The 18269-nt window shown below is 65.7% G+C and carries 19 protein-coding genes and 1 tRNA gene; 7 read left to right on the top strand and 13 right to left on the bottom strand.

Annotation, left to right across the window (positions count from 1 at the left end):
- Positions 1-43: 43 nt before the first annotated feature.
- A complete protein-coding gene (locus AC4NN3_RS13285) occupies positions 44-895 on the top strand; it encodes a fumarylacetoacetate hydrolase family protein (RefSeq protein WP_491927565.1) in 852 nt (283 codons plus the stop codon).
- A 56-nt stretch (positions 896-951) separates the two neighbouring features.
- Here AC4NN3_RS13285 and AC4NN3_RS13290 read toward each other — a convergent pair whose 3' ends face one another.
- The gene (locus tag AC4NN3_RS13290) at positions 952-1338 is read right to left on the bottom strand and encodes a RidA family protein (protein WP_491927598.1); all 387 of its coding nucleotides are present in this window, start codon (positions 1336-1338) and stop codon (positions 952-954) included.
- 110 nt (positions 1339-1448) lie between these two features.
- Here AC4NN3_RS13290 and AC4NN3_RS13295 point away from each other — a divergent pair, with 110 nt between their 5' ends.
- Both AC4NN3_RS13295 and AC4NN3_RS13300 read left to right on the top strand, forming a co-directional pair.
- Positions 1449-2150: a DedA family protein gene (locus AC4NN3_RS13295; RefSeq protein ID WP_491927566.1), complete on the top strand. Its 702-nt coding sequence runs from the start codon at positions 1449-1451 to the stop codon at positions 2148-2150.
- A 77-nt stretch (positions 2151-2227) separates the two neighbouring features.
- Entirely contained in the window at positions 2228-2524 is a 297-nt protein-coding gene (locus AC4NN3_RS13300) for a GNAT family N-acetyltransferase (RefSeq protein ID WP_491927567.1), read from the top strand.
- 5 nt (positions 2525-2529) lie between these two features.
- On the opposite strand, the gene AC4NN3_RS13305 is transcribed toward AC4NN3_RS13300, so the two are convergent.
- The 4 genes from AC4NN3_RS13305 to AC4NN3_RS13320 form a co-directional block, all read right to left on the bottom strand.
- Positions 2530-2736, bottom strand: a complete 207-nt coding sequence (locus AC4NN3_RS13305) for a hypothetical protein (RefSeq protein WP_193334538.1) — start codon at positions 2734-2736, stop codon at positions 2530-2532.
- A 3-nt stretch (positions 2737-2739) separates the two neighbouring features.
- On the bottom strand, positions 2740-3180 hold the full coding sequence (locus tag AC4NN3_RS13310; protein ID WP_491927568.1) for a hypothetical protein: 441 nt from the start codon (positions 3178-3180) through the stop codon (positions 2740-2742).
- A gap of 107 nt (positions 3181-3287) precedes the next feature.
- Positions 3288-4973 carry a diguanylate cyclase gene (locus tag AC4NN3_RS13315; RefSeq protein ID WP_491927569.1) on the bottom strand — a complete coding sequence of 562 codons (1686 nt, stop codon included), beginning with the start codon at positions 4971-4973 and terminating at the stop codon, positions 3288-3290.
- A 177-nt stretch (positions 4974-5150) separates the two neighbouring features.
- Positions 5151-5759 (bottom strand): alpha/beta hydrolase, encoded by a 609-nt coding sequence (locus tag AC4NN3_RS13320; protein WP_491927570.1) that lies wholly within the window; start codon positions 5757-5759, stop codon positions 5151-5153.
- A 146-nt stretch (positions 5760-5905) separates the two neighbouring features.
- On the opposite strand from AC4NN3_RS13320, the gene AC4NN3_RS13325 reads away from it, so the two are divergent.
- The 3 genes from AC4NN3_RS13325 to AC4NN3_RS13335 all read left to right on the top strand — a co-directional run bounded on the left by AC4NN3_RS13325 (position 5906) and on the right by AC4NN3_RS13335 (position 9166).
- Positions 5906-6619 (top strand): SDR family NAD(P)-dependent oxidoreductase, encoded by a 714-nt coding sequence (locus AC4NN3_RS13325; protein WP_491927571.1) that lies wholly within the window; start codon positions 5906-5908, stop codon positions 6617-6619.
- Between the two features lie 39 nt (positions 6620-6658).
- Positions 6659-8053 carry an L-serine ammonia-lyase gene (locus AC4NN3_RS13330; protein ID WP_491927599.1) on the top strand — a complete coding sequence of 465 codons (1395 nt, stop codon included), beginning with the start codon at positions 6659-6661 and terminating at the stop codon, positions 8051-8053.
- 114 nt (positions 8054-8167) lie between these two features.
- Positions 8168-9166 carry a sensor histidine kinase gene (locus AC4NN3_RS13335; protein ID WP_491927572.1) on the top strand — a complete coding sequence of 333 codons (999 nt, stop codon included), beginning with the start codon at positions 8168-8170 and terminating at the stop codon, positions 9164-9166.
- Here the strand turns inward: AC4NN3_RS13335 and AC4NN3_RS13340 are convergent.
- The 8 genes from AC4NN3_RS13340 to AC4NN3_RS13375 form a co-directional block, all read right to left on the bottom strand.
- Positions 9163-9306, bottom strand: a complete 144-nt coding sequence (locus AC4NN3_RS13340) for a DUF2256 domain-containing protein (RefSeq protein WP_491927573.1) — start codon at positions 9304-9306, stop codon at positions 9163-9165. The two genes, AC4NN3_RS13335 and AC4NN3_RS13340, sit on opposite strands and share 4 nt — an antisense overlap.
- A gap of 78 nt (positions 9307-9384) precedes the next feature.
- Positions 9385-10812 (bottom strand): mannose-1-phosphate guanylyltransferase/mannose-6-phosphate isomerase, encoded by a 1428-nt coding sequence (locus AC4NN3_RS13345; protein ID WP_491927574.1) that lies wholly within the window; start codon positions 10810-10812, stop codon positions 9385-9387.
- Between the two features lie 48 nt (positions 10813-10860).
- Positions 10861-12273 carry a phosphohexomutase domain-containing protein gene (locus AC4NN3_RS13350; protein WP_491927575.1) on the bottom strand — a complete coding sequence of 471 codons (1413 nt, stop codon included), beginning with the start codon at positions 12271-12273 and terminating at the stop codon, positions 10861-10863.
- 73 nt (positions 12274-12346) lie between these two features.
- A complete protein-coding gene (locus tag AC4NN3_RS13355; RefSeq protein WP_491927576.1) occupies positions 12347-13018 on the bottom strand; it encodes a GntR family transcriptional regulator in 672 nt (223 codons plus the stop codon).
- Positions 13019-14494 (bottom strand): NAD-dependent succinate-semialdehyde dehydrogenase, encoded by a 1476-nt coding sequence (locus AC4NN3_RS13360; RefSeq protein ID WP_491927577.1) that lies wholly within the window; start codon positions 14492-14494, stop codon positions 13019-13021.
- A gap of 3 nt (positions 14495-14497) precedes the next feature.
- Entirely contained in the window at positions 14498-15730 is a 1233-nt protein-coding gene (locus tag AC4NN3_RS13365; RefSeq protein WP_491927600.1) for an iron-containing alcohol dehydrogenase, read from the bottom strand.
- On the bottom strand, positions 15730-16752 hold the full coding sequence (locus tag AC4NN3_RS13370) for an Ldh family oxidoreductase (protein ID WP_491927578.1): 1023 nt from the start codon (positions 16750-16752) through the stop codon (positions 15730-15732). Before AC4NN3_RS13370 ends, AC4NN3_RS13365 begins: the two co-directional genes overlap by 1 nt.
- A gap of 158 nt (positions 16753-16910) precedes the next feature.
- Positions 16911-16987 (bottom strand) — tRNA-Met (locus tag AC4NN3_RS13375).
- Between the two features lie 213 nt (positions 16988-17200).
- Here AC4NN3_RS13375 and AC4NN3_RS13380 point away from each other — a divergent pair.
- Positions 17201-18238, top strand: coding sequence for an aldo/keto reductase (locus tag AC4NN3_RS13380; protein WP_491927579.1), 1038 nt, complete (start codon positions 17201-17203; stop codon positions 18236-18238).
- Positions 18239-18269: the final 31 nt, after the last annotated feature.

The raw sequence follows: 18269 nt of genomic DNA on the forward strand, positions 1-18269 counted from the left end.
CCGCCAGTCCACGAACTGGCCGCTTCACACAAGGACTTCACTGATGAAACTGCTGCGCATCGGCCCCAAGGGCGCCGAAAAGCCCGCCATCCTGGCCGAGGATGGCGCCATCCGCGACCTCTCCGGCATTGTCGATGACATCGGCGGCGCCACCCTCTCGGACGCCAGCCTCGCCAGGATCCGTGCCACCGACCTCGGCACCCTGCCCCGGCTCGAGGCCGGAGAACGCATCGGCCCCTGCGTGGCCAATGTGGGTAAATTCATCTGCATCGGCCTCAACTATGCCGATCACGCCGCCGAAACCGGCGCCGCCATTCCCAAGGAGCCGATCCTCTTCATGAAGGCCACCAGCGCCATCATCGGCCCCAATGACGACGTCATCATTCCAAAGAACGCCATCAAGCCCGATTGGGAAGTCGAGCTGGGCGTCATCATCGGCACCGAGGCGCGTTACGTTGACGAGGCCGATGCGCTCGACCATGTCGCCGGCTATTGCGTGGTCAATGACCTCTCCGAGCGCCATTTCCAGACCGAACGCGGCGGCCAGTGGGTCAAGGGCAAGTCGGCCGATACCTTCGGCCCCATCGGCCCCTGGCTGGTGACGCGTGACGAGGTTCCCGACCCGCAGAACCTCAAGATGTGGCTCGAGGTCGACGGCCACCGCTACCAGGACGGCTCGACCAAAACCATGGTTTTCGGCGTTGCCCATCTGGTCAGCTATGTCAGCCAGTTCATGAGCCTGCAGCCGGGCGACATCATCACCACCGGCACGCCCCCCGGGGTTGGCATGGGCATCAAGCCCGAGCCGGTCTGGCTCAAGCCGGGCAATGTCATGCGCCTGGGTATCCAAGGCCTGGGCGAACAGCAGCAGAGCGTGCAGGCCTACGCGGGCTGATTGCAGCAAGGGCCTGTCCCCTCACCCGTGCGAGAGAGGGGGCGGGCCCAGCCATCCTACGGCCGCCGCACGATAAGATCGATCTCCACCAGTGCCCCGACAGCCAGGGCGGTGACGCCGATTGTGGTGCGCGCCGGCAGCTTGCCGGGCTCGAAAAAACTCGGCCACAGCGCGTTGAGCCCGGCATAGTCGCGTTCGAACTGGGTCAGGTAGATCCGCGCCATGGTGATGTCGGCAAAGCCGAGGCCGATCCCGTCGAGCACCACACGCAGATTATCCATCACCCGCGTGGTCTGGGCGGCAATGCCGCTGGGTAGCGGCGCATCGGGCGCGGCCGGGTCAGTCGGCATCTGGCCGGTGACGAATACCCAGCCATCGGCCTCCACGGCATGGGAAAACGGCGCCACCGGGCGGGGGCCGGCGGCAATCATGTGGTGTAACAAGGAGTTCATGGAAGCTCTCTAGAGGATAAAGCTTGAGCCTGTTCGCCCAGGCGCCCATAGTCAACCAGTGCTGGAGGCTTGCCGCCACAGCATCACCAGACCGGACCGGCATGTTTGACATTTTCCACCAAGTCTCGGTTTATCTCGAAGAGTTCCTGAACGCCATTTCCGGCAATTTCTGGCTGACCTTCTGGTTCATCTTCGCCATTGCCATTGGCGAGGCCGTGTTCATTCTCGGGCTCTTCGTGCCCTCGACGCCGGTCCTGCTGCTGGCCGGCGGCATCATCGCCGAGGGGCGCCTGCCGTTTTGGGAGGTCTATCTGGCGGCGGTGGCAGGGGCGATCATCGGCGACGCCCTTTCCTATACGATCGGCCATTTCCTCAAGGACACCATCCGCGACATCTGGCCCTTCCGCCACCACCGCGCCATGATCGCGCGCGGCGAAGCGTTTTTCGCCCGGCACGGCGGCAAGGCGGTGTTCATCGGCCGCTTCATCCCCGGCGTGAAAGCCGTCATTCCCGGCGTGGCCGGCATCATGGGCATGAACTACGCCTATTTCACCCTGATCAACGTCACCTCGGCCTTTGCCTGGGCGGCGGCCCATATCCTGCCCGGCATGCTGCTCACCGCCTGGCTGAAATCAATCGGTCTGTCGCTCGAACTGGTCATCGTGGTCGGCACGCTGATCCTGGCCGGCCTCTTCGTCCTGCTCCATTCCTATCAGCGTATCCTGCTGTTTGCGGCCCCGGCTTTGGGCGGGCTGGGTCGCGCCATCCAGGCGCGCTGGGGCAATAGCGACATCGCCCATTAAGTCATCGCCCATTAATCGGCTTGCTCACGGGCCCCGCCGGCCCCATATCTTGAGCCCAGCAGCAGGAAGACCGCGCCATGAACGACAATGAAATGACCGTCCAACGCGAAGACGAGGCCAAGACAGGCCGCTATGTCATCAAGCTCTCGCCCACCGCCGAGGCCGAAATGACCTTCCGCAAGACCGAGGACGGCAATATCGTCATCGATCATACCGGCGTACCACCTGAATTCCAGGGGCGCGGCATCGCCGCCACGCTGATGGAATTTGCCGTTGACGACGCCCGGGCGGGCCATTTCCGCATCACCCCGGTCTGTTCCTACGCGGTCAACCAGTTCCGCCGCCACGCCAACTGGTCTGACATCAAGGCCTGAGCCGGCTAATAGCCCGAGGCGCTGCGGCGCCGGAAGATCTCGGTCAGCCGGGCCAGGGCCACCAGATGCACATTTTCGGGCGTGCGCGGTTCCTTGAGACAGATCACGTCGGTCACCACGGTGAACAGGCACCCATTGCGCTCACCCGAGGCCGTGAACTCCAGGCGCCGCCGGTCAGCCAGGTACCGGGCATAGGTGACCTTGAACTGCATGCTCTATCCCGCTGCCAGTGCCTCATAGCGACCATCGCCACACAAGGGGGCGTCGAACCCCTTGATAGCCGCGGTCGATCCTGTGGCGCGCAGGATCAGGATGACCTGATACCTGTCTGCTGCCACATCCGGCCGGGCCAGGTCGAGCGCCGCTTCCAGCAGCGGCTTGGCGCGGCGTGGCGGCGGCGCGGACGGCGTCAGACCATCCAGGCACACATACCAGCGCCGGGGGCTGAGGGCCGTCTCACCCACCACGGTCCGCGGATAGGAGATCCGGACGCCCGCCAGATCCTCGTCGGCAAGGTAGCGCCGGGCGCGCAGCTGGTAATCGGCCGGAAACGCTTCCTCGGCGCCCGAGACCTGTATGGTGCTCAAACTGGTATTGGCGCCTGTGCAACCGGCCAGGGCCAGAGCACACAGCAGGCTAACCGAAAATCTACCCATTCCACCCACTTTGACCGGCCGCCATGCACCTGGCCAAGCCAGGTTGCCGCATCCAGGCAGAACTATACACGTTGAGCCGGCAACGACAATTGCCGGCCTTGCACCGACTATGCCCGGACCTGGGGTTGACGATCAAACGTCATGACCTGGTTGCGTCCCGCCCCTTTGGCAAGATAGAGGGCCGTATCGGCCATTTCGCAGGCAGCATCGATCGCGTCGCCCGGCTCGATCAGGCAGGCCCCGACACTGGCGGTGATCTGGCAGGGGCGACCATCGGGAAGCCCGACCGGACGCCCGTTGACGCCGGCAATGACGCGCTCAGCGGCTGCGCGCATCTGCTGGGGCGAGCGGTCGGACAACAGCACAATGAACTCGTCGCCGCCCCAGCGGGCGCAGGTATCCCCCGCGCCGATGGCCTGCACGATCCGCGCGGCCACCTCACCGATGACGGCATCGCCGGCGGCATGGCCGAAATCATCGTTGATGGCCTTGAAATGATCGATATCGATCAGCAGGAGGCCGTGTTGCCGTCCCGCCGGCAACGCATCGAAGGCCGCCGCGAAGCCGCGACGGTTGGCTATGCCGGTCTGGCCATCGCGGAAGGCCAACGCCTCGAGTTCCTCTGTACGCGCCCTGACCCGGCTTTCGAGCTGGCTGGTATGCTCGGACACCGCCACCGCCATTTCGGTAAAGGCCGCCGACAGGCGACCAACTTCGTCGCGCTCGCCCTGCTTCATGGAAAGCGCCGGGCCATAGTCGCCGGCGCGCGCGCTGCGCACGGCCGTTTCGAGCTGTTTGAGGCGATCGAGCACCTGCCGCTTGAATACCAGCATCAGCGCCACGGCCACCAGCCCCATGGTCACCGCCAGCAGCGCGCCGATCGGCGCAAACAGCCGCCGGTCGATGATGGTGTCGATATCCATTAACGTCACGTTGAACCAGCCCAGCCGGTCCAGATAGCCGACACCGACCAGCATCTGCTTGTTGCCGATATCCATGAATTTGGACCTGACCACGGCCTCGCCCCCGGCCACTGACTCCATCATCTGGCGCAATGCCACCTGATCGGCCGAATGATCCACCAGCGAGAATACCGTCCGCTTGTCTTCCAGGTCCTCGGCCAGGCTGCGCAGATCGATCAGATCGATGTCGCGATGCGCCTGTACCGCGCCCTGACGATCCACAAACATGGAGGTGACCCCTGCCTGAGGTACATTGACCACTTCCTGGATGAAGGCGCTGAGGTCGATGCCCGTGCCCAGAACGCCCAGCACTATGCGGCCTTCACGGATGACGCAATTCATCCATACCTTGGTTACCCGCAGGTTGGCGTCATTGTCCACGTTCAGGTGGCAACCCGTGCCAAGCGCCGCCGTCGCATAATACCAGCTGTCGCGGGGGTTGTCGGGATCGAGCGTGTAGCGCCGCTGCTCGCCGGCATACGCATTGCTCGCATCATTGAAATAGTAGTTCCCCGAGCCCCCCATGGCGAAGAAATAGCTCTGATCGGCAAACGAGCGACGAAAATGCTCGAGTTCGGCGATGCCGCGCCGTGCCAGGGACGGATCGCTCTCATTGTTGGCCCAATCACGGATCGACTGCGATCCCGCCAGGGTTTCCGCCAGCGACACCTCCCGCGTCAGGGCCTCCAGACCCCGGTGCCGGTCATAAAGGATCTGTTTTTCGGCAAACAGAGTGCCAAGCTGCAGGATGGTGCCGGCCACAACCCAGTTGAATGCGACATAGGCAGGTAGGGCTACAGCAGCAAAGCCGAGCAGCACGAATATCAACATGCGAAGGCGCAGGCTGACCGCAATCTTTTGGCGAATGGCGGTGATGGCACGTCTCGTTGGTAATCGATCTCGGCAGCGCAGTTGCTGGCAGCACCAATACTCTGCGCCGCCCCTCTAGAACAGGTTAACAGACGGGGCCGACGCTACAGAATTCACCGACGGCCAGTCGGCAACAGTCTATCGGACAGCTCCTGCCAGGAAGGTTTGCGCTTCGCGGAGTTCCTCGGGACGTATCTCGTGGCCGCCGGCATGCCAGTAAAGCGACGTCTGCGCGCCCTGGGCGCGGAAATAGTCGGCCAGCGCCTGGCTTGCCGGCGCGGGGCAGATCGGATCGCGCTGGCCGGCGGTGATCAGCACCTGACGACCGGTGAAATCGGCGCAAGCCGGGGTAAAGGGGATCAGCGGGTGCATCAGCACGCTGGCGGCGAAAAGCTCGGGATCACCGAACTGCACCGCCGCCAGGATGTTGGCGCCGTTCGAATAGCCCAGCCCGATGACGGCGCGCGGCTGGCTTTCGGCAAGGCGTTCCCGCACGAAGGCTGTCATCTGCGCCGTGCGCTGGCGCAGGTCGTCCATGTCATAGACGCCCTCGGCGGTACGCCGGAAATAGCGCAGCGCGCCGCCTTCGCTGACATCGCCGCGCGGCGCGATGATGCGGGCGCCAGGCACAAGCTGACTGCCCAGCTCGAAGAACTGGTTTTCGTCGCCTCCGGTGCCGTGAAACACGAACAGCAGCGGCGCGGTCGGATCGGCACCCTTGGCTTCGCGATAGTGATAGTCGGCCACGACTGAACTCCTTGGCTGGGATGGTCCCAGATATCGGCGACCCGGCTTGCTGACACAATCGCCAATGCCGGCCCACACTGTTGCAGGATGTGGAACGATACTGAACCGCGGCGGCCGCTGCTGCGTAACATGTTCAGGAGGCACCCATGCCCGTTGACCTGCAATCCTTTCCGCCTGGCGGCATCGCCGTCGTCCTTGGTGCCAGTGGCGGCATTGGCAGCGCGCTCGATCTGGCTTTGCGCCAGACTGGCCAGTTCGATCAGGTGCTGGCCATCTCGCGCCGCATGGATGGCTTCGAGCTGACCGACGAGGCCAGCATTGTCCGCGCGGCCGAGGCCGCAACCGCGACCCAGCTGCCCATCCGGCTGGTCCTGCTGGCCACCGGCCTGCTGCATGATGCCAGCCAGCAGCCCGAAAAGAGCTGGCGCCAGCTCGATGCCGACAATCTGACGCGCAGCTTTGCCATCAACGCCATCGGACCGGCGCTGGTCGCCAAGCACTTTCTGCCGCTGCTGCCGCGTCAGGGCAAGGCGGTCTTTGCCGCCATTTCCGCCAAGGTGGGCAGCATTGGCGACAACCAGCTGGGCGGCTGGTACGGCTATCGCGCCGCCAAGGCGGCCCTCAACCAGCTGATCCACACCGCAGCCATCGAGCTGGCGCGCTCACGGCCGGAGGCGCTGTGCCTGACCCTGCATCCGGGCACCGTGGCCACGCCGCTCTCGGCGCCCTTTTCGGGCCCCGGCCACCCCCCGGTATCGCCGATGGACGCGGCCGAGCGCCTGCTCGGCGTGCTCGATCGCGCCGGCCCGGTCGATACCGGCCGGATGCTCGACCATACCGGCCTGCCCCTGCCCTGGTAGCCCCTTGCGTCGGCGCGCAGATCAGCCACTATGTCGGCCATGTTCCTGTCCGTCTTTGACGTCTTCAAAATCGGCATCGGCCCTTCCAGCTCCCACACCATGGGACCGATGACGGCAGCGCGCCGCTTCCTCGATGAACTGGCCACCGGCGACTGGCCGCGCGCCGCCAATGCCCGGCCTGCCGCCCTGACCGCCAGCCTGCACGGCTCGCTGGCCTTTACCGGCATCGGCCATGGCAGCGGCCGCGCGGTGACGCTCGGCCTGTGCGGGCAGGACCCCAAGACCGTCGACCCCGATGCCATGGATGCGCTGGTGGCCGCCGTCGAGGCCAGTGGCACGGTGCACCCACCCGGCCATGGCGCCTATCGCTTCCGTCCGGCGGTCGACCTGGTTCTTGACAAGCGCACGCCCCTGCCCGGCCACCCCAACGGGTTGCAGTTTTCCGCCTATGACGGCGATGGCCAGTTGCTGCTGCGCCGCGCCTATTTTTCCGTCGGCGGCGGCTTCGTCGTCAGCGGCGACGAACTCGCCGCGCTCAAGCACGCGCCACCGGCACAGGCCGACGTGCCCTACCCCTTTGCCCATGCCCGCGACATGCTGGCCATGGCCGCCGCCTCGGGCCTCTCCATCGCCGCCATGAAGCGCGCCAATGAGGAAGCCGGCACCACAAGGCTGGCGCTCGACCGCGGCATCGACGAGGTCTGGGGCGTAATGAATGCCTGCATCGACCGCGGCATCGCCCAGACCGGCATTCTGCCGGGCGGGCTCAAAGTCAAGCGCCGGGCCGGCGCCATCCACGCCCAGCTCGAGCCGCAATGGCAGCGCAACGAGATCACCCCGCTGATGGCCAATGACTGGCTGAGCCTTTATGCCATGGCCGTCAACGAGGAGAATGCCGGCGGTGGCCGCGTCGTCACCGCGCCAACCAATGGCGCCGCCGGGGTCATCCCCGCCGTGATGCGCTATTTCCTCAAGTTCAACGCCGCCGCAACGCCGCAGACGGTGCGCGACTATCTGCTGACGGCCGCCGCCATTGGCGGCATCATCAAGCACAATGCCTCGATCTCGGGCGCCGAAGTGGGCTGCCAAGGCGAGGTGGGCTCCGCCTCGGCCATGGCCGCGGCCGGCCTCTGCGCCATTATGGGCGGCACGCCCGAACAGGTCGAAAACGCCGCCGAAATCGCCCTGGAGCACCATCTGGGCATGACCTGCGATCCGGTAGCGGGCCTGGTGCAGATTCCCTGCATCGAGCGCAATGCCTTTGGCGCGGTCAAGGCAGTGACCGCCGCGTCGCTCGCGCTCAAGGGTGACGGCACCCACCATGTTCCTCTCGACGCCTGCATCGAAACCATGCGCCAGACCGGCCTCGACATGAGTGAAAAGTACAAGGAAACCAGCCTGGCCGGCCTTGCGGTCAATGTCGTGGCCTGTTGATGCAGACCTTCCTCCGCTGAATCTGGACCCATGGGGCTCGTGCTGCCCCTGCAGCGCGGTGTCAGGGGTGGCGCGAGCGGGCGCAATCTGTCAAACGGGGTCAGGAGACCGCCCATGCCATTCAGCGACGTAGACCACCCGCTCTGGGAAGTGGGCACTCTCCAGCGGGCGCTGCACGCCGCCGGAGTCGCGCTCTGGTCCTGGCGCGTGGAAACAGACGCCTTCGACATGGATGAGCTGGCCTTCGATCTCTGGGGCCTGCCCGAGACCCACACCGTCACCTTCGAGGACCTCTCGTCGCGCATTCATCCGGCCGATCGGGACCGCGTCCGCACGGCATTTTCGGCCACCCGCGCCTTGGTCGGTGCCTATGAAATCGACTTCCGCATCCTGCTTGGTGAGGAAATCCGCTGGATCTCCGCCCGCGGCCTGGGCAATGACGAGGGCCTGCACAAGGGCCAGATGAGCGGCGTCTTCCTCGACGTCACCGGCCGCAAGCAGGCCGAGGAAGGCCACGAATTGCTGGCCGGCGAGATGAGCCATCGCGTCAAGAACCTGCTGGCGATTGCCTCGGGTCTCACCACGCTGACGTCGCGATCTGCCGTGTCTGTCGAACAGATGGCCGAGGAACTCACCGCCCGCCTGATGGCGCTTGGCCGGGCCCATGACATGGTCAGGCCCCTGCCCGACAATCAGGGCCGCGCCGCCCTGCTGGGTGACCTCATCGCCGTGCTGCTGGCCCCCTATGATGATTCTGGCGCCTTCAGCGGCCGTATTCGCGTGGCCGTGCCGCGCATGGGCATTGGCGAACAGTCGGCCACCACGGTCGCCCTGGTGATCCATGAGCTGGCCACCAACTCGCTCAAATATGGCGCCCTGTCGGTCGAAACCGGCATGCTCGACATTTCCGGCACCACCTCGGAAGACGAAGTCTGCCTGGTCTGGACCGAACGCAGCGGCCCCGCCGTAGCGCCACCGAGCGATGAGGGCTATGGCAGCAAGCTGCTCAACCGCAGCATTACCGGCGCCCTGGGCGGCACGCTCAAGACCGACTGGTCCGAGGGCGGCATCATCGTTACCGTCACCATGAACCTGCAGCGCCTGGCGGCCTAACGCCCCGGCGCCTTGTCACGTCGGCAGCGTTCCGAGCAGAATTTCACCGCGTCCCAGTCGCGCGCCCATTTCTTGCGCCAGGCAAACGGCCGGCCGCAGCAGGCGCAGGTCTTTTCCGGCAGATGGGGCTTCTTGTGCATGCTGGCTTCCGGGCGCCGATCACCACTATTACGCGGCAGACCGGCGCCTGGATTGTTCCTGAGCCCGGAGACGCGTTGCTAGCCGGCTCGGCCGAAATCATCCTCGGTGCGCACGATATCGTCCTCGCCCAGATAGGATCCGGTCTGCACCTCGATGAGCTCGAGCTCGATCTTGCCCGGATTGGCCAGGCGATGCGTGCAGCCCAGCGGCAGGTAGATCGACTGGTTTTCCGTCAGGATAGAAATCTGCCCGTCGATCGTCACCTCGGCAGTACCCTTGACCACAACCCAGTGTTCGGAGCGGTGGAAGTGCTTCTGCAAGCTCAGCTTCTTGCCCGGCTTGACGAACAGGCGCTTGACCTGGAAGCGCTCGGCCAGCAGCACCGATGAATAGCCGCCCCAGGGCCGATAGGCGGTCTTGTGCGTCTCGGTCAGGGCCTGCGTGGCCGGATCGGCCTTGAGCTGCTTGACCAGCGCCCCGACCCGCTGCGCCTGCGACAGCCGGCCGACAAAGATCGCGTCCTGGCTGGCAATGATGGCGACATCGTCGAGGCCCTCGACCACGACATGGGCGCCATCTGTCACCACCATGGTATTGCTGGTGTCCGACAGCAGTGCCGAGCCGAGCACCACATTGCCATTGGCATCGGGCGCATGCGCGCTCCATACCGCGTCCCAGGAGCCCAGATCCGACCAGGCAAAGGTCACCGGCAGCACCGCGGCCTTGTCGGTCTTTTCGAAGATGGCATAGTCCACGGAAATGCTCGGCGCGGCGCCGAATGCCGCGGTATCGAGTCGCACGAAGTCGAGATCGGTCCTGGCCAGTTCGACAGCGCGACGCGCCGCCGCCGCCGTCTCGGGGGCCAGCGCTTCGCATTCGGCGATGAAGGCTCTGGCGCCGATCATGAACATGCCCGAATTCCAGACATAGCCGCCTTCGGCCAGGAGCCGCTCGGCCGTCGCCAGGTCGGGCTTTTCGACAAAGCGGCCGACCTTGTTGCCGCCAGCAGGCAGCGCCTCGCCCACCGCGATATAGCCATAGCCGATCTCGAGCCGGGTCGGCACGATACCGAAGGTGACCAGCCAGCCGGCACGGGCCGCCGCTTCGGCGGTGCCCACGGCGCCATAATAGGCGGCATCGGCAGTGATCGCGTGATCGGAGGCCAGGATATGCAGGATCGCCTCGGCATCCTGTTCGAGGGCGAAATAGGCCGCGGCGGCAATGGCCACCGCCGTATTGCGCGCCACGGGCTCGAGCAGGATCGCCCCGAGCGCCACCCCCGCCTCCTGTGCCTGTTCGGCGACCACGAAACGGTAGTCCGCATTGGTCACCACGATCGGCGCCGCATAGCGATCCGATCCGGCCAGGCGCTCCAGCGTCTGCTGGAACAGCGATCGATTGCCCATCAGCTCGATGAACTGCTTGGGCCGCGTCGCCCGGGACATCGGCCACAGCCGCGTGCCCTGGCCGCCGGCAAGGATGACGGGAACGATTTTGCTGGTCATGAAGGCCTCAGCCATTGGGGTGACAGGTAAGAACATTGGGTGACACTATCAGCCATGCGCCGTCGCCGTGCTGGCCGCGGTCAGGCCCCAGCGCAGCGCATCCTGCGCCTGCGCTTCGGTATCGGCCTCGACATAGCAGCGCAGTTCGGGCGCATTGCCGGAGGCCCGATAGTGAACCATGGTGCCATCGTCAAGAAAGACCTGCAGACCGTCAATGCTGGCCGACCGCAGGATCGCCCCGCGCGCAGCAAAATAGGCCGCGGCCCCTGCCGGCACGGCCAGCGCCTCCAGCAGGGCGCGGCTTTTTTCGGCGGCAAAATTCTCCAGCCGATCGCTCAGCGCCACGCGCAGCGACAGTGCCGCCACCAGGTCGGCAATGCTGCAGTCTTCGGCAGCGGCCCGGCCGAACACCCCGATCAGCGGCAGGATGGCATCCCGCGTCATCAGGGCCGGCAGGTCGGCATTGCCCAGGCGGAGCGCGCTGCCCAGCAGCGTGCCGCCATTGGCCTCGAAGCCGACCACGCAGCGCCCGCCGGCGGCGATGGCCGACTGCATGCCGGCAACGACAAAGGGCGAGCCGACACGGGTCCGCACCACCGAGGCGAAATAGCTTGTGGCTTCGATGGCAGTATTGGAGGTAACGGGGGTGACCACCGTGTCGGCGCCAAGGAACTGCGCCGCCAAGAGGCCGAGCACATCGCCCCGGACGAACTGCCCTTGGCTGTCCATCAGCAGCGGCCGGTCGGCATCGCCATCAGCCGAAATGATGGCATCAAGCCCATGCTCGGCGATCCAGCCCGGCAGCGGCGCAAACACCGCGTCACCAAAGGCTTCGGTATCGACCGCCACGAAGTCGGCCACCCGGCCCAGAAGGACGATCTGCGCCCCGAAGCCGGCAAACACCTCTGCCAGAGCCTGGCGCCCCGTGGTGGAATGCTCGAAAACCCCGATGCGCCAATCCTTGAGCGCGTCGCTCGCCAGCAAGCCGCGATAGCGATCACGGTAATTGGCTGCGGCCGCGGCGCTGTCATCGACCGGCCTGGTGCGGTAGTCGCCGTCCACGGCATCGCCCAGCTGCGCTAAGATGCCGGCTTCGTCGGCCTTGCTGATTTCGCCGCTGGCGCGGAAGAATTTGAGGCCATTGCGGTCTGCCGGAATGTGGCTGCCGGTGACCATGATACTGGGGGCGCCCGCCGCCATGGCGTGCCGGGCCAGGGCCGGCGCGGGCAGTTCAGCACAATCGATCACGCGCAGGCCCATGGCCGCAGCGGCGGCAGCACAATCGGCCGAAATCGCCGCGCTGCTGGCGCGCAGGTCACGCCCCAGATAAAGCGCGGTGACTGGCCGGTCGCCCTGCGACAGATAGTCGAGGAACGCCCGCGTATAACGCCGCGCCGCCTCACCAACGAGGTCGACCGCCAGGCCACGCAGGCCGCTGGTTCCAAACTTGAGGCTGGTCATACTGTTGCGCTATCCTTGCACGGTCACGCGTATCTAGCCTACCTGCCCCGATGTGAAAACCGCTACTTGACCTCTAGTGCCCGCCAAACCGCGCCCGCGATTGCTCGATATGGCTCCGCATGGCCGCCTCGGCAGCATCGGCGTCGCGCGCCGCGATCGCCTTGAGGATAGCCTCATGCTCGGTCACGGCGGCTGCCGGCGCCCTTGCGTCAAACACCTGGCGGAACAGGTGCACATGGGTATGCAGCCGCGACAGGGCCTCGACCACGAGGCCATTGCCGGCGCTGGCCGCCAGCTGGTCGTGAAACGCCATGTCGATCTGGGCGAACTGGGCATAGGCATCCAGCCCCTCGCGCTGCGACAGCGCCGCCATCTCGCTGCACAGTCCCCCAAGGTGGACCAGCATCGTATCCGGCATGGACAGGGCGCATTGGCGTGCCACGAAAGGCTCGAGCAGCAGGCGCAGCTGATAGAGCTCGGCCAGCTGCGCCACCGTCATCTGCGGCGCCGCGCTATAGCCGACGAGGTGCGTCTTGACGACGAGCCCTTCGGCCTCGAGCCGCGTCAGCGCCTCCCGGATCGGCGTCTGCGAGACGCCCAGCTGGCGCGCTACGGCATCGACCGAGATGCGCGTGCCCGGGGCGATGTCGAGCGACATGATGCGGGCAAAGATGGCGCTATAGACCTCGTCGCCCAGCCGGGCAGGGCGCCGCAGCAGGCCGGCGACCGCGCTGGGAACCGCCATTTACCAGCTCACCGCGATATATTTGGTCTCGCAGAATTCCAGGATGCCGTGATGCGCCCCCTCGCGCCCCAGGCCCGACTGCTTGACGCCACCAAACGGCGCGGCCGGATCGGAGACCAGGCCGCGATTGAGCCCGACCATGCCGGCCTCGAAGCGCTCGGCCACCTGCAGGCCCTTCTTGAGGTCCTCGGTATAGACATAGGCAATCAGCCCATATTCGCTGTCATTGGACAGGGCCACCGCCTCGTCGATGGTCTCGAAGATCGAGATCGGCGCAATCGGCCCGAAAATCTCGTCGCGCACCATTTCGGCATCGCCCGACACGCCGCTGAGCACGGTGGGCGGAAAATAGAAGCCATCGCCGCCGCTGGCCGCGCCGCCGGTCAGCACGGTCGCGCCCTTGGCGACGGCGTCCTTGACCAGATCGGCAATGCGATCAACTGCCTTCTGGTTGATCAACGGGCCACAGGCCACCGCCTCGTCATAGCCCGCGCCGACCTGCATCTTGCCCATACGGTCGGCCAGGCCTCTGGAAAAGCGCTCGGCAATGCCGCTCTGCACATAGAAGCGGTTGGCCGCGGTACAGGCCTCGCCGCCATTGCGCATCTTGGCCAGCATGGCGCCATCGAGCGCCTTGCCCAGATCGGCATCGTCGAACACCACGAAGGGCGCATTGCCGCCCAGCTCCATCGAGCAGTTGATCACCTGGTCGGCCGCCTCCTTGAGCAGCGCCCGACCCACCGCCGTCGAGCCGGTGAAGGACAGCTTGCGCACGCGCGGGTCATGCAGCATGGCCGAGACCAGCTTGCCCGCGCTTGATGTAGTGACCACATTCACCACACCCTTGGGCACGCCGGCCTCTGCCATCAGCGCCGCCATGGCAAAGGCGGTCAGCGGCGTTTCGGTAGCCGGCTTGAGCACCACCGAACAGCCGGCGGCCAAGGCCGGGGCGATCTTGCGGGTGGCCATGGCGGCCGGGAAATTCCACGGCGTGATCAGCACGGCGACCCCGATCGGCTGCTGGGTCACCAGGATCTTGTTATTGCCGCTCGGGGCAGTTGAAAAATCGCCGTTGAGCCGCACGGCTTCTTCGGAAAACCAGCGGAAGAACTCGGCCGCATAGGCCACCTCGCCGCGCGCATCGGGCAGTGCCTTGCCGTTTTCGAGGCTGATCAGCCGCGCAAACATCTCGCTGCGGGCGATCATCAGTTCCCAGCACTTGCGCAGGATTTCCCCGCGCTGCCGCGGCGCCATGGCGGCCCATGCCGGCAGCGCCTCATGGGCGGCTGTGACGGCAGCAATACCATCCTCGACGGTGGCGTCAGCCACCGTCCCGATGGTCTTGCCGGTGGAGGGATCGAGCACGTCGATCCGCCTGCCCCCGGTCCCGGCGCGCCAGGCGCCATCAATATAGAGGTCGGTCTTGACCGCGTCCGCGATACCGAAGGACTGCAGGGATTCTGGGAGCGTGAGCATGGTCTATTCCTGGGTGAGCAGCGACTGGCGGTCGCCGGCAAAGGCGGCTCGCACGATGGCCTGCATGGCGTTGAGGTCGAGTGGGCGCGGGTTGTTCTTGACCAGGCGCGCCGCGCCCAGCGATTGTTCGGCAGTCCAGTCGAGCTGATCCTCGCGCAGGCCCAAGGTCTTGAGGTCAGGCGGAATGCCGATAGCGGCAAACAGTCTCTCCACCGCCACGATGGCGCGTTCGGCATTCGCCTTGGCATCATCGCTGGCCACCGCGACGCCCATCGCCGTGGCCACTTCGGCCATCGAGGCCGTGGCATGGCTGAGATTGAAACTCATGGCATAGGGCATGAGGCAGGCGACGCCGGCGCCATGCGCCGTCTTGGTGAGAGCACCCACCGGATATTGAATGGCATGGGCCGCTGCCGTGCCGGCCGTGCCGAAGGCCAGACCCGCCAGCAGCGCGCCATACATGACGTCCTCGCGCGCCGCCAGATCCTGGCCGTTCTCGACCGAGCGCTGCAGGCCCCGCGCCAGGTGAGAAATCGCCTCGCGCGCATGCCCGTCGCTGAGGGCATTCTTGCCCAGAAAAACGTGTTCATGGGTGATCGAGCCGTCCACCGCGCGCGGCAGGGCGGTCAGTGCCTCAATGGCATGGGTCAGCGCATCGGCGCCGGCAATGGCGGTCAGACCCGGCGGGGCGCTCAGCGTCAGCTCGGGATCGCAGATCGCCACCAGCGGAATGATATAGGGGCTGGCAATGCCCACCTTGAGCAGGCGCTCGCTATCGGCCACCACCGCCACCGGCGTCGCTTCCGAGCCGGTGCCGGCCGTGGTCGGCACGGCAATCAGCGGCAGCACCGGGCCGGGCACCTTGAACTCGCCGAAATAATCGCGGGGCGAGCCGCCATGCGCCAAGAGGATCGCCGTGACCTTGGCCATGTCGAGACAGGATCCGCCCCCCAGCCCGATCACCAGATCGGGCCCGAAACTGCGCCCTAAGGCGACGCATTGCACGATGCAGTCGAGCGGCACTTCCGGCAGCGTCTGGTCAAACACCGCCACGGCGACGCCGGCTGTCTGGAGCCCATCGATCATCTCGCGCAGGTCGGCGCTGGCGCCCATGCGTTCATCGGTGACGATCAGCGCCTTCTGGCCCAGTGACCGCGCATAGCCCGACAGGCTGTGGCGCTGCCCGGCGCCAAAGACGATGCTGCGCGGTGCGCGCATGGTGGCAAACAGGCCCATCATATCCTCGATTCGAGTTTGGCCGCGTCGCGCAGCCTTTGCATGGTCGCCCAGACCGGCTCGGCCAGATCGATGCCCGCCGCCAGCCGCTCGGCCCTGCGCGCCCGGCCGCGCTCGCCCGGGATCAGCACCTGCTCGAACCCCTCCATGGGCGGCGTCTGGCGAATGGTATCGAGATAGGCCGACAAGGCAGCGCCCTGCCCCGATAGCGGGTCGATCAGGATGAACACATCGCCCTTGTTGCTCTTGAACTGCGCATTGAGCGTGCCGGTGACGTCGCGCCCCAGCGCGGCGCCGGTCAGCGCCGTCACCAGCAGCTCGAAGGCCAGTCCCAGCGCATAGCCCTTGGCCGCGCCGAAGGGGGCAATAGCGCCGCTCTTGGCCGCTTCGGCATTTGTTGTCGGCCGGCCATCCGCATCAAGCGCCCAGCCGGGCTGCAGCGGCGCACCGCGATGCGCGTGATCGTGGATCTCCCCCATCGATACGAGGCTCGTGGCGAGATCAATGACGAAGGGGCCGGTATCGGTCGGCACGCCGATGGCGATCGGATTGGTGCCCAGCAGCGCCCGAGTGCCGCCGAAAGGATGCACCAAGGCCTCGCTGGTGGTGAGGATGATCGAGACCAGCCCGGCCTCGGCCAGCGCTTCGGCATACCAGGCCAGCATGCCGATATGATTGTTGCTGGCGATGGCGGCTACCGCAATACCGGTCTGGCGCGCCCGTTCCCCGGCCGTCTCGGCCGCATGCATGGCCACCACCGGCCCCAAGCCTTGCTGGCCATCGACGCTGAGAAAACTGTCGCCGCGCCAATTGTGCAGCCCGCGCGCATTCGGGTCGGCGACGCCATTGTTGATGCGCGCAATGATCCGCTCGAGTCGCAGGAAGCCGTGCGAGGGCACGCCCCGCAATTCGGCGTCCAGCAGCAGGTCGGCCTGCAGCCAGGCCGCCTCTATGCCGACGCCCGCCCCCTCCAGCGCCAGCTGCGCCGCCTGCCTGCACTCCTCGACTGAAACCCGCGGCATGAACAATCCGATACGATATTGGATTGGCAAACTGCGAGGTCTTGCCCGCGATGTCAACGCATCCGGTCGCCGCGGATAGGCCAGCGCGCTGTTTCTGGCGGACACCATGGAGACAAGAGGAAAAGCCCAGCGAACTCGATGAGTTCACTGGGCTTTTTTGGTTGCGGGAGCAGGATTTGAACCTGCGACCTTCAGGTTATGAGCCTGACGAGCTACCGGGCTGCTCCATCCCGCGTCAAAGTCGATAACAATGCCTGATTGGCTATCATCGGTGCGGCCCGTGCCGCGACGTGAGGGCTATATAGGGGGTAGAGCTGGAATGCTCAACCCCCAAACGGATTTCAATGACGCTTTTTTGACAGCGGCACTTTTTGCGCCCGCGACCTACCATTCCAGTCCAGTTCGGCTAGTGTCGGCCATCCCATCCCCGCATTCGAGTCTTGCCCCGATGAAACTGAACAAGCTTGGCCGCACCGATCTGCGGGTCACTGAAATCTGCCTGGGCACCATGACCTGGGGCAGCCAGAATACCCAGGCCGAAGGCCATGCCCAGATCGACATGGCGCTCGAGGCCGGCATCAACTTCATGGACACCGCCGAAATCTACGCCGTGCCGCGCAGTCCCGAGACGTCGGGCCGGACCGAGGAAATCATCGGCAACTGGTTCAAGCAGACCGGCAAGCGCGACAAGTGGATTCTCGCGTCCAAGATTGCCGGCGGGCCGGTGGACTTCATCCGCGACAATACCCGCGCCAGCGCCAAGACCATTCGCCAGGCCGTCGACGCCAGCCTCAAGCGCCTGCAGACCGATCATATCGATCTCTACCAGATCCACTGGGCTTCGCGCGGCAGCTACAATTTCGAGGGCTCCTGGGCTTACGCGCCCCATACCCAGGACACGGCCGATACGCTCGACAATATCGCCGACATGCTCGAGGGCCTGGGCGACCTGGTCAAGGAAGGCAAGCTGGGCCATATCGGCGTCTCCAACGAGACCACCTGGGGCATTGCCCAGTGGCTGCGCATTGCCGAGGAAAAAGGCCTGCCGCGCCTGGTCTCGGTGCAGAACGAGTACAATCTCGCCCGCCGCCAGTTCGATCTGGACATGGCCGAGCTCAGCCACCACGAACAGGTCGGGCTGCTGGCCTATTCGCCGCTGGCCGGCGGCCTGCTGACCGGCAAGTACCAGAACGGCGCCGTGCCGGCCGGCAGCCGCGGCGACTACCAGAAGAGCTTCTGGCGCTACAACCAACATTCCCAGGCGGCCACTGCCGAATATCTCGACCTGGCCGCACGGCACGGTCTGGATCCGGTGCAGATGGCCATTGCGTTCACCCTGTCGCGTCCGTTCACCACGGCCACCATCATTGGCGCCACCAGCACCGAGCAACTGGCCCTGGCCATCGGTGCCGCTGACGTGACGCTGTCGCCCGCCGTTCTCGCCGAAATCGACGCTGTCCACCGCCGCTTTCCGCGACCGATCTGAACGCGTCGCCTTTTTAACCGATCGCGTTATA

The organism is Devosia sp. MDV22-iso42, from assembly GCF_058629155.1.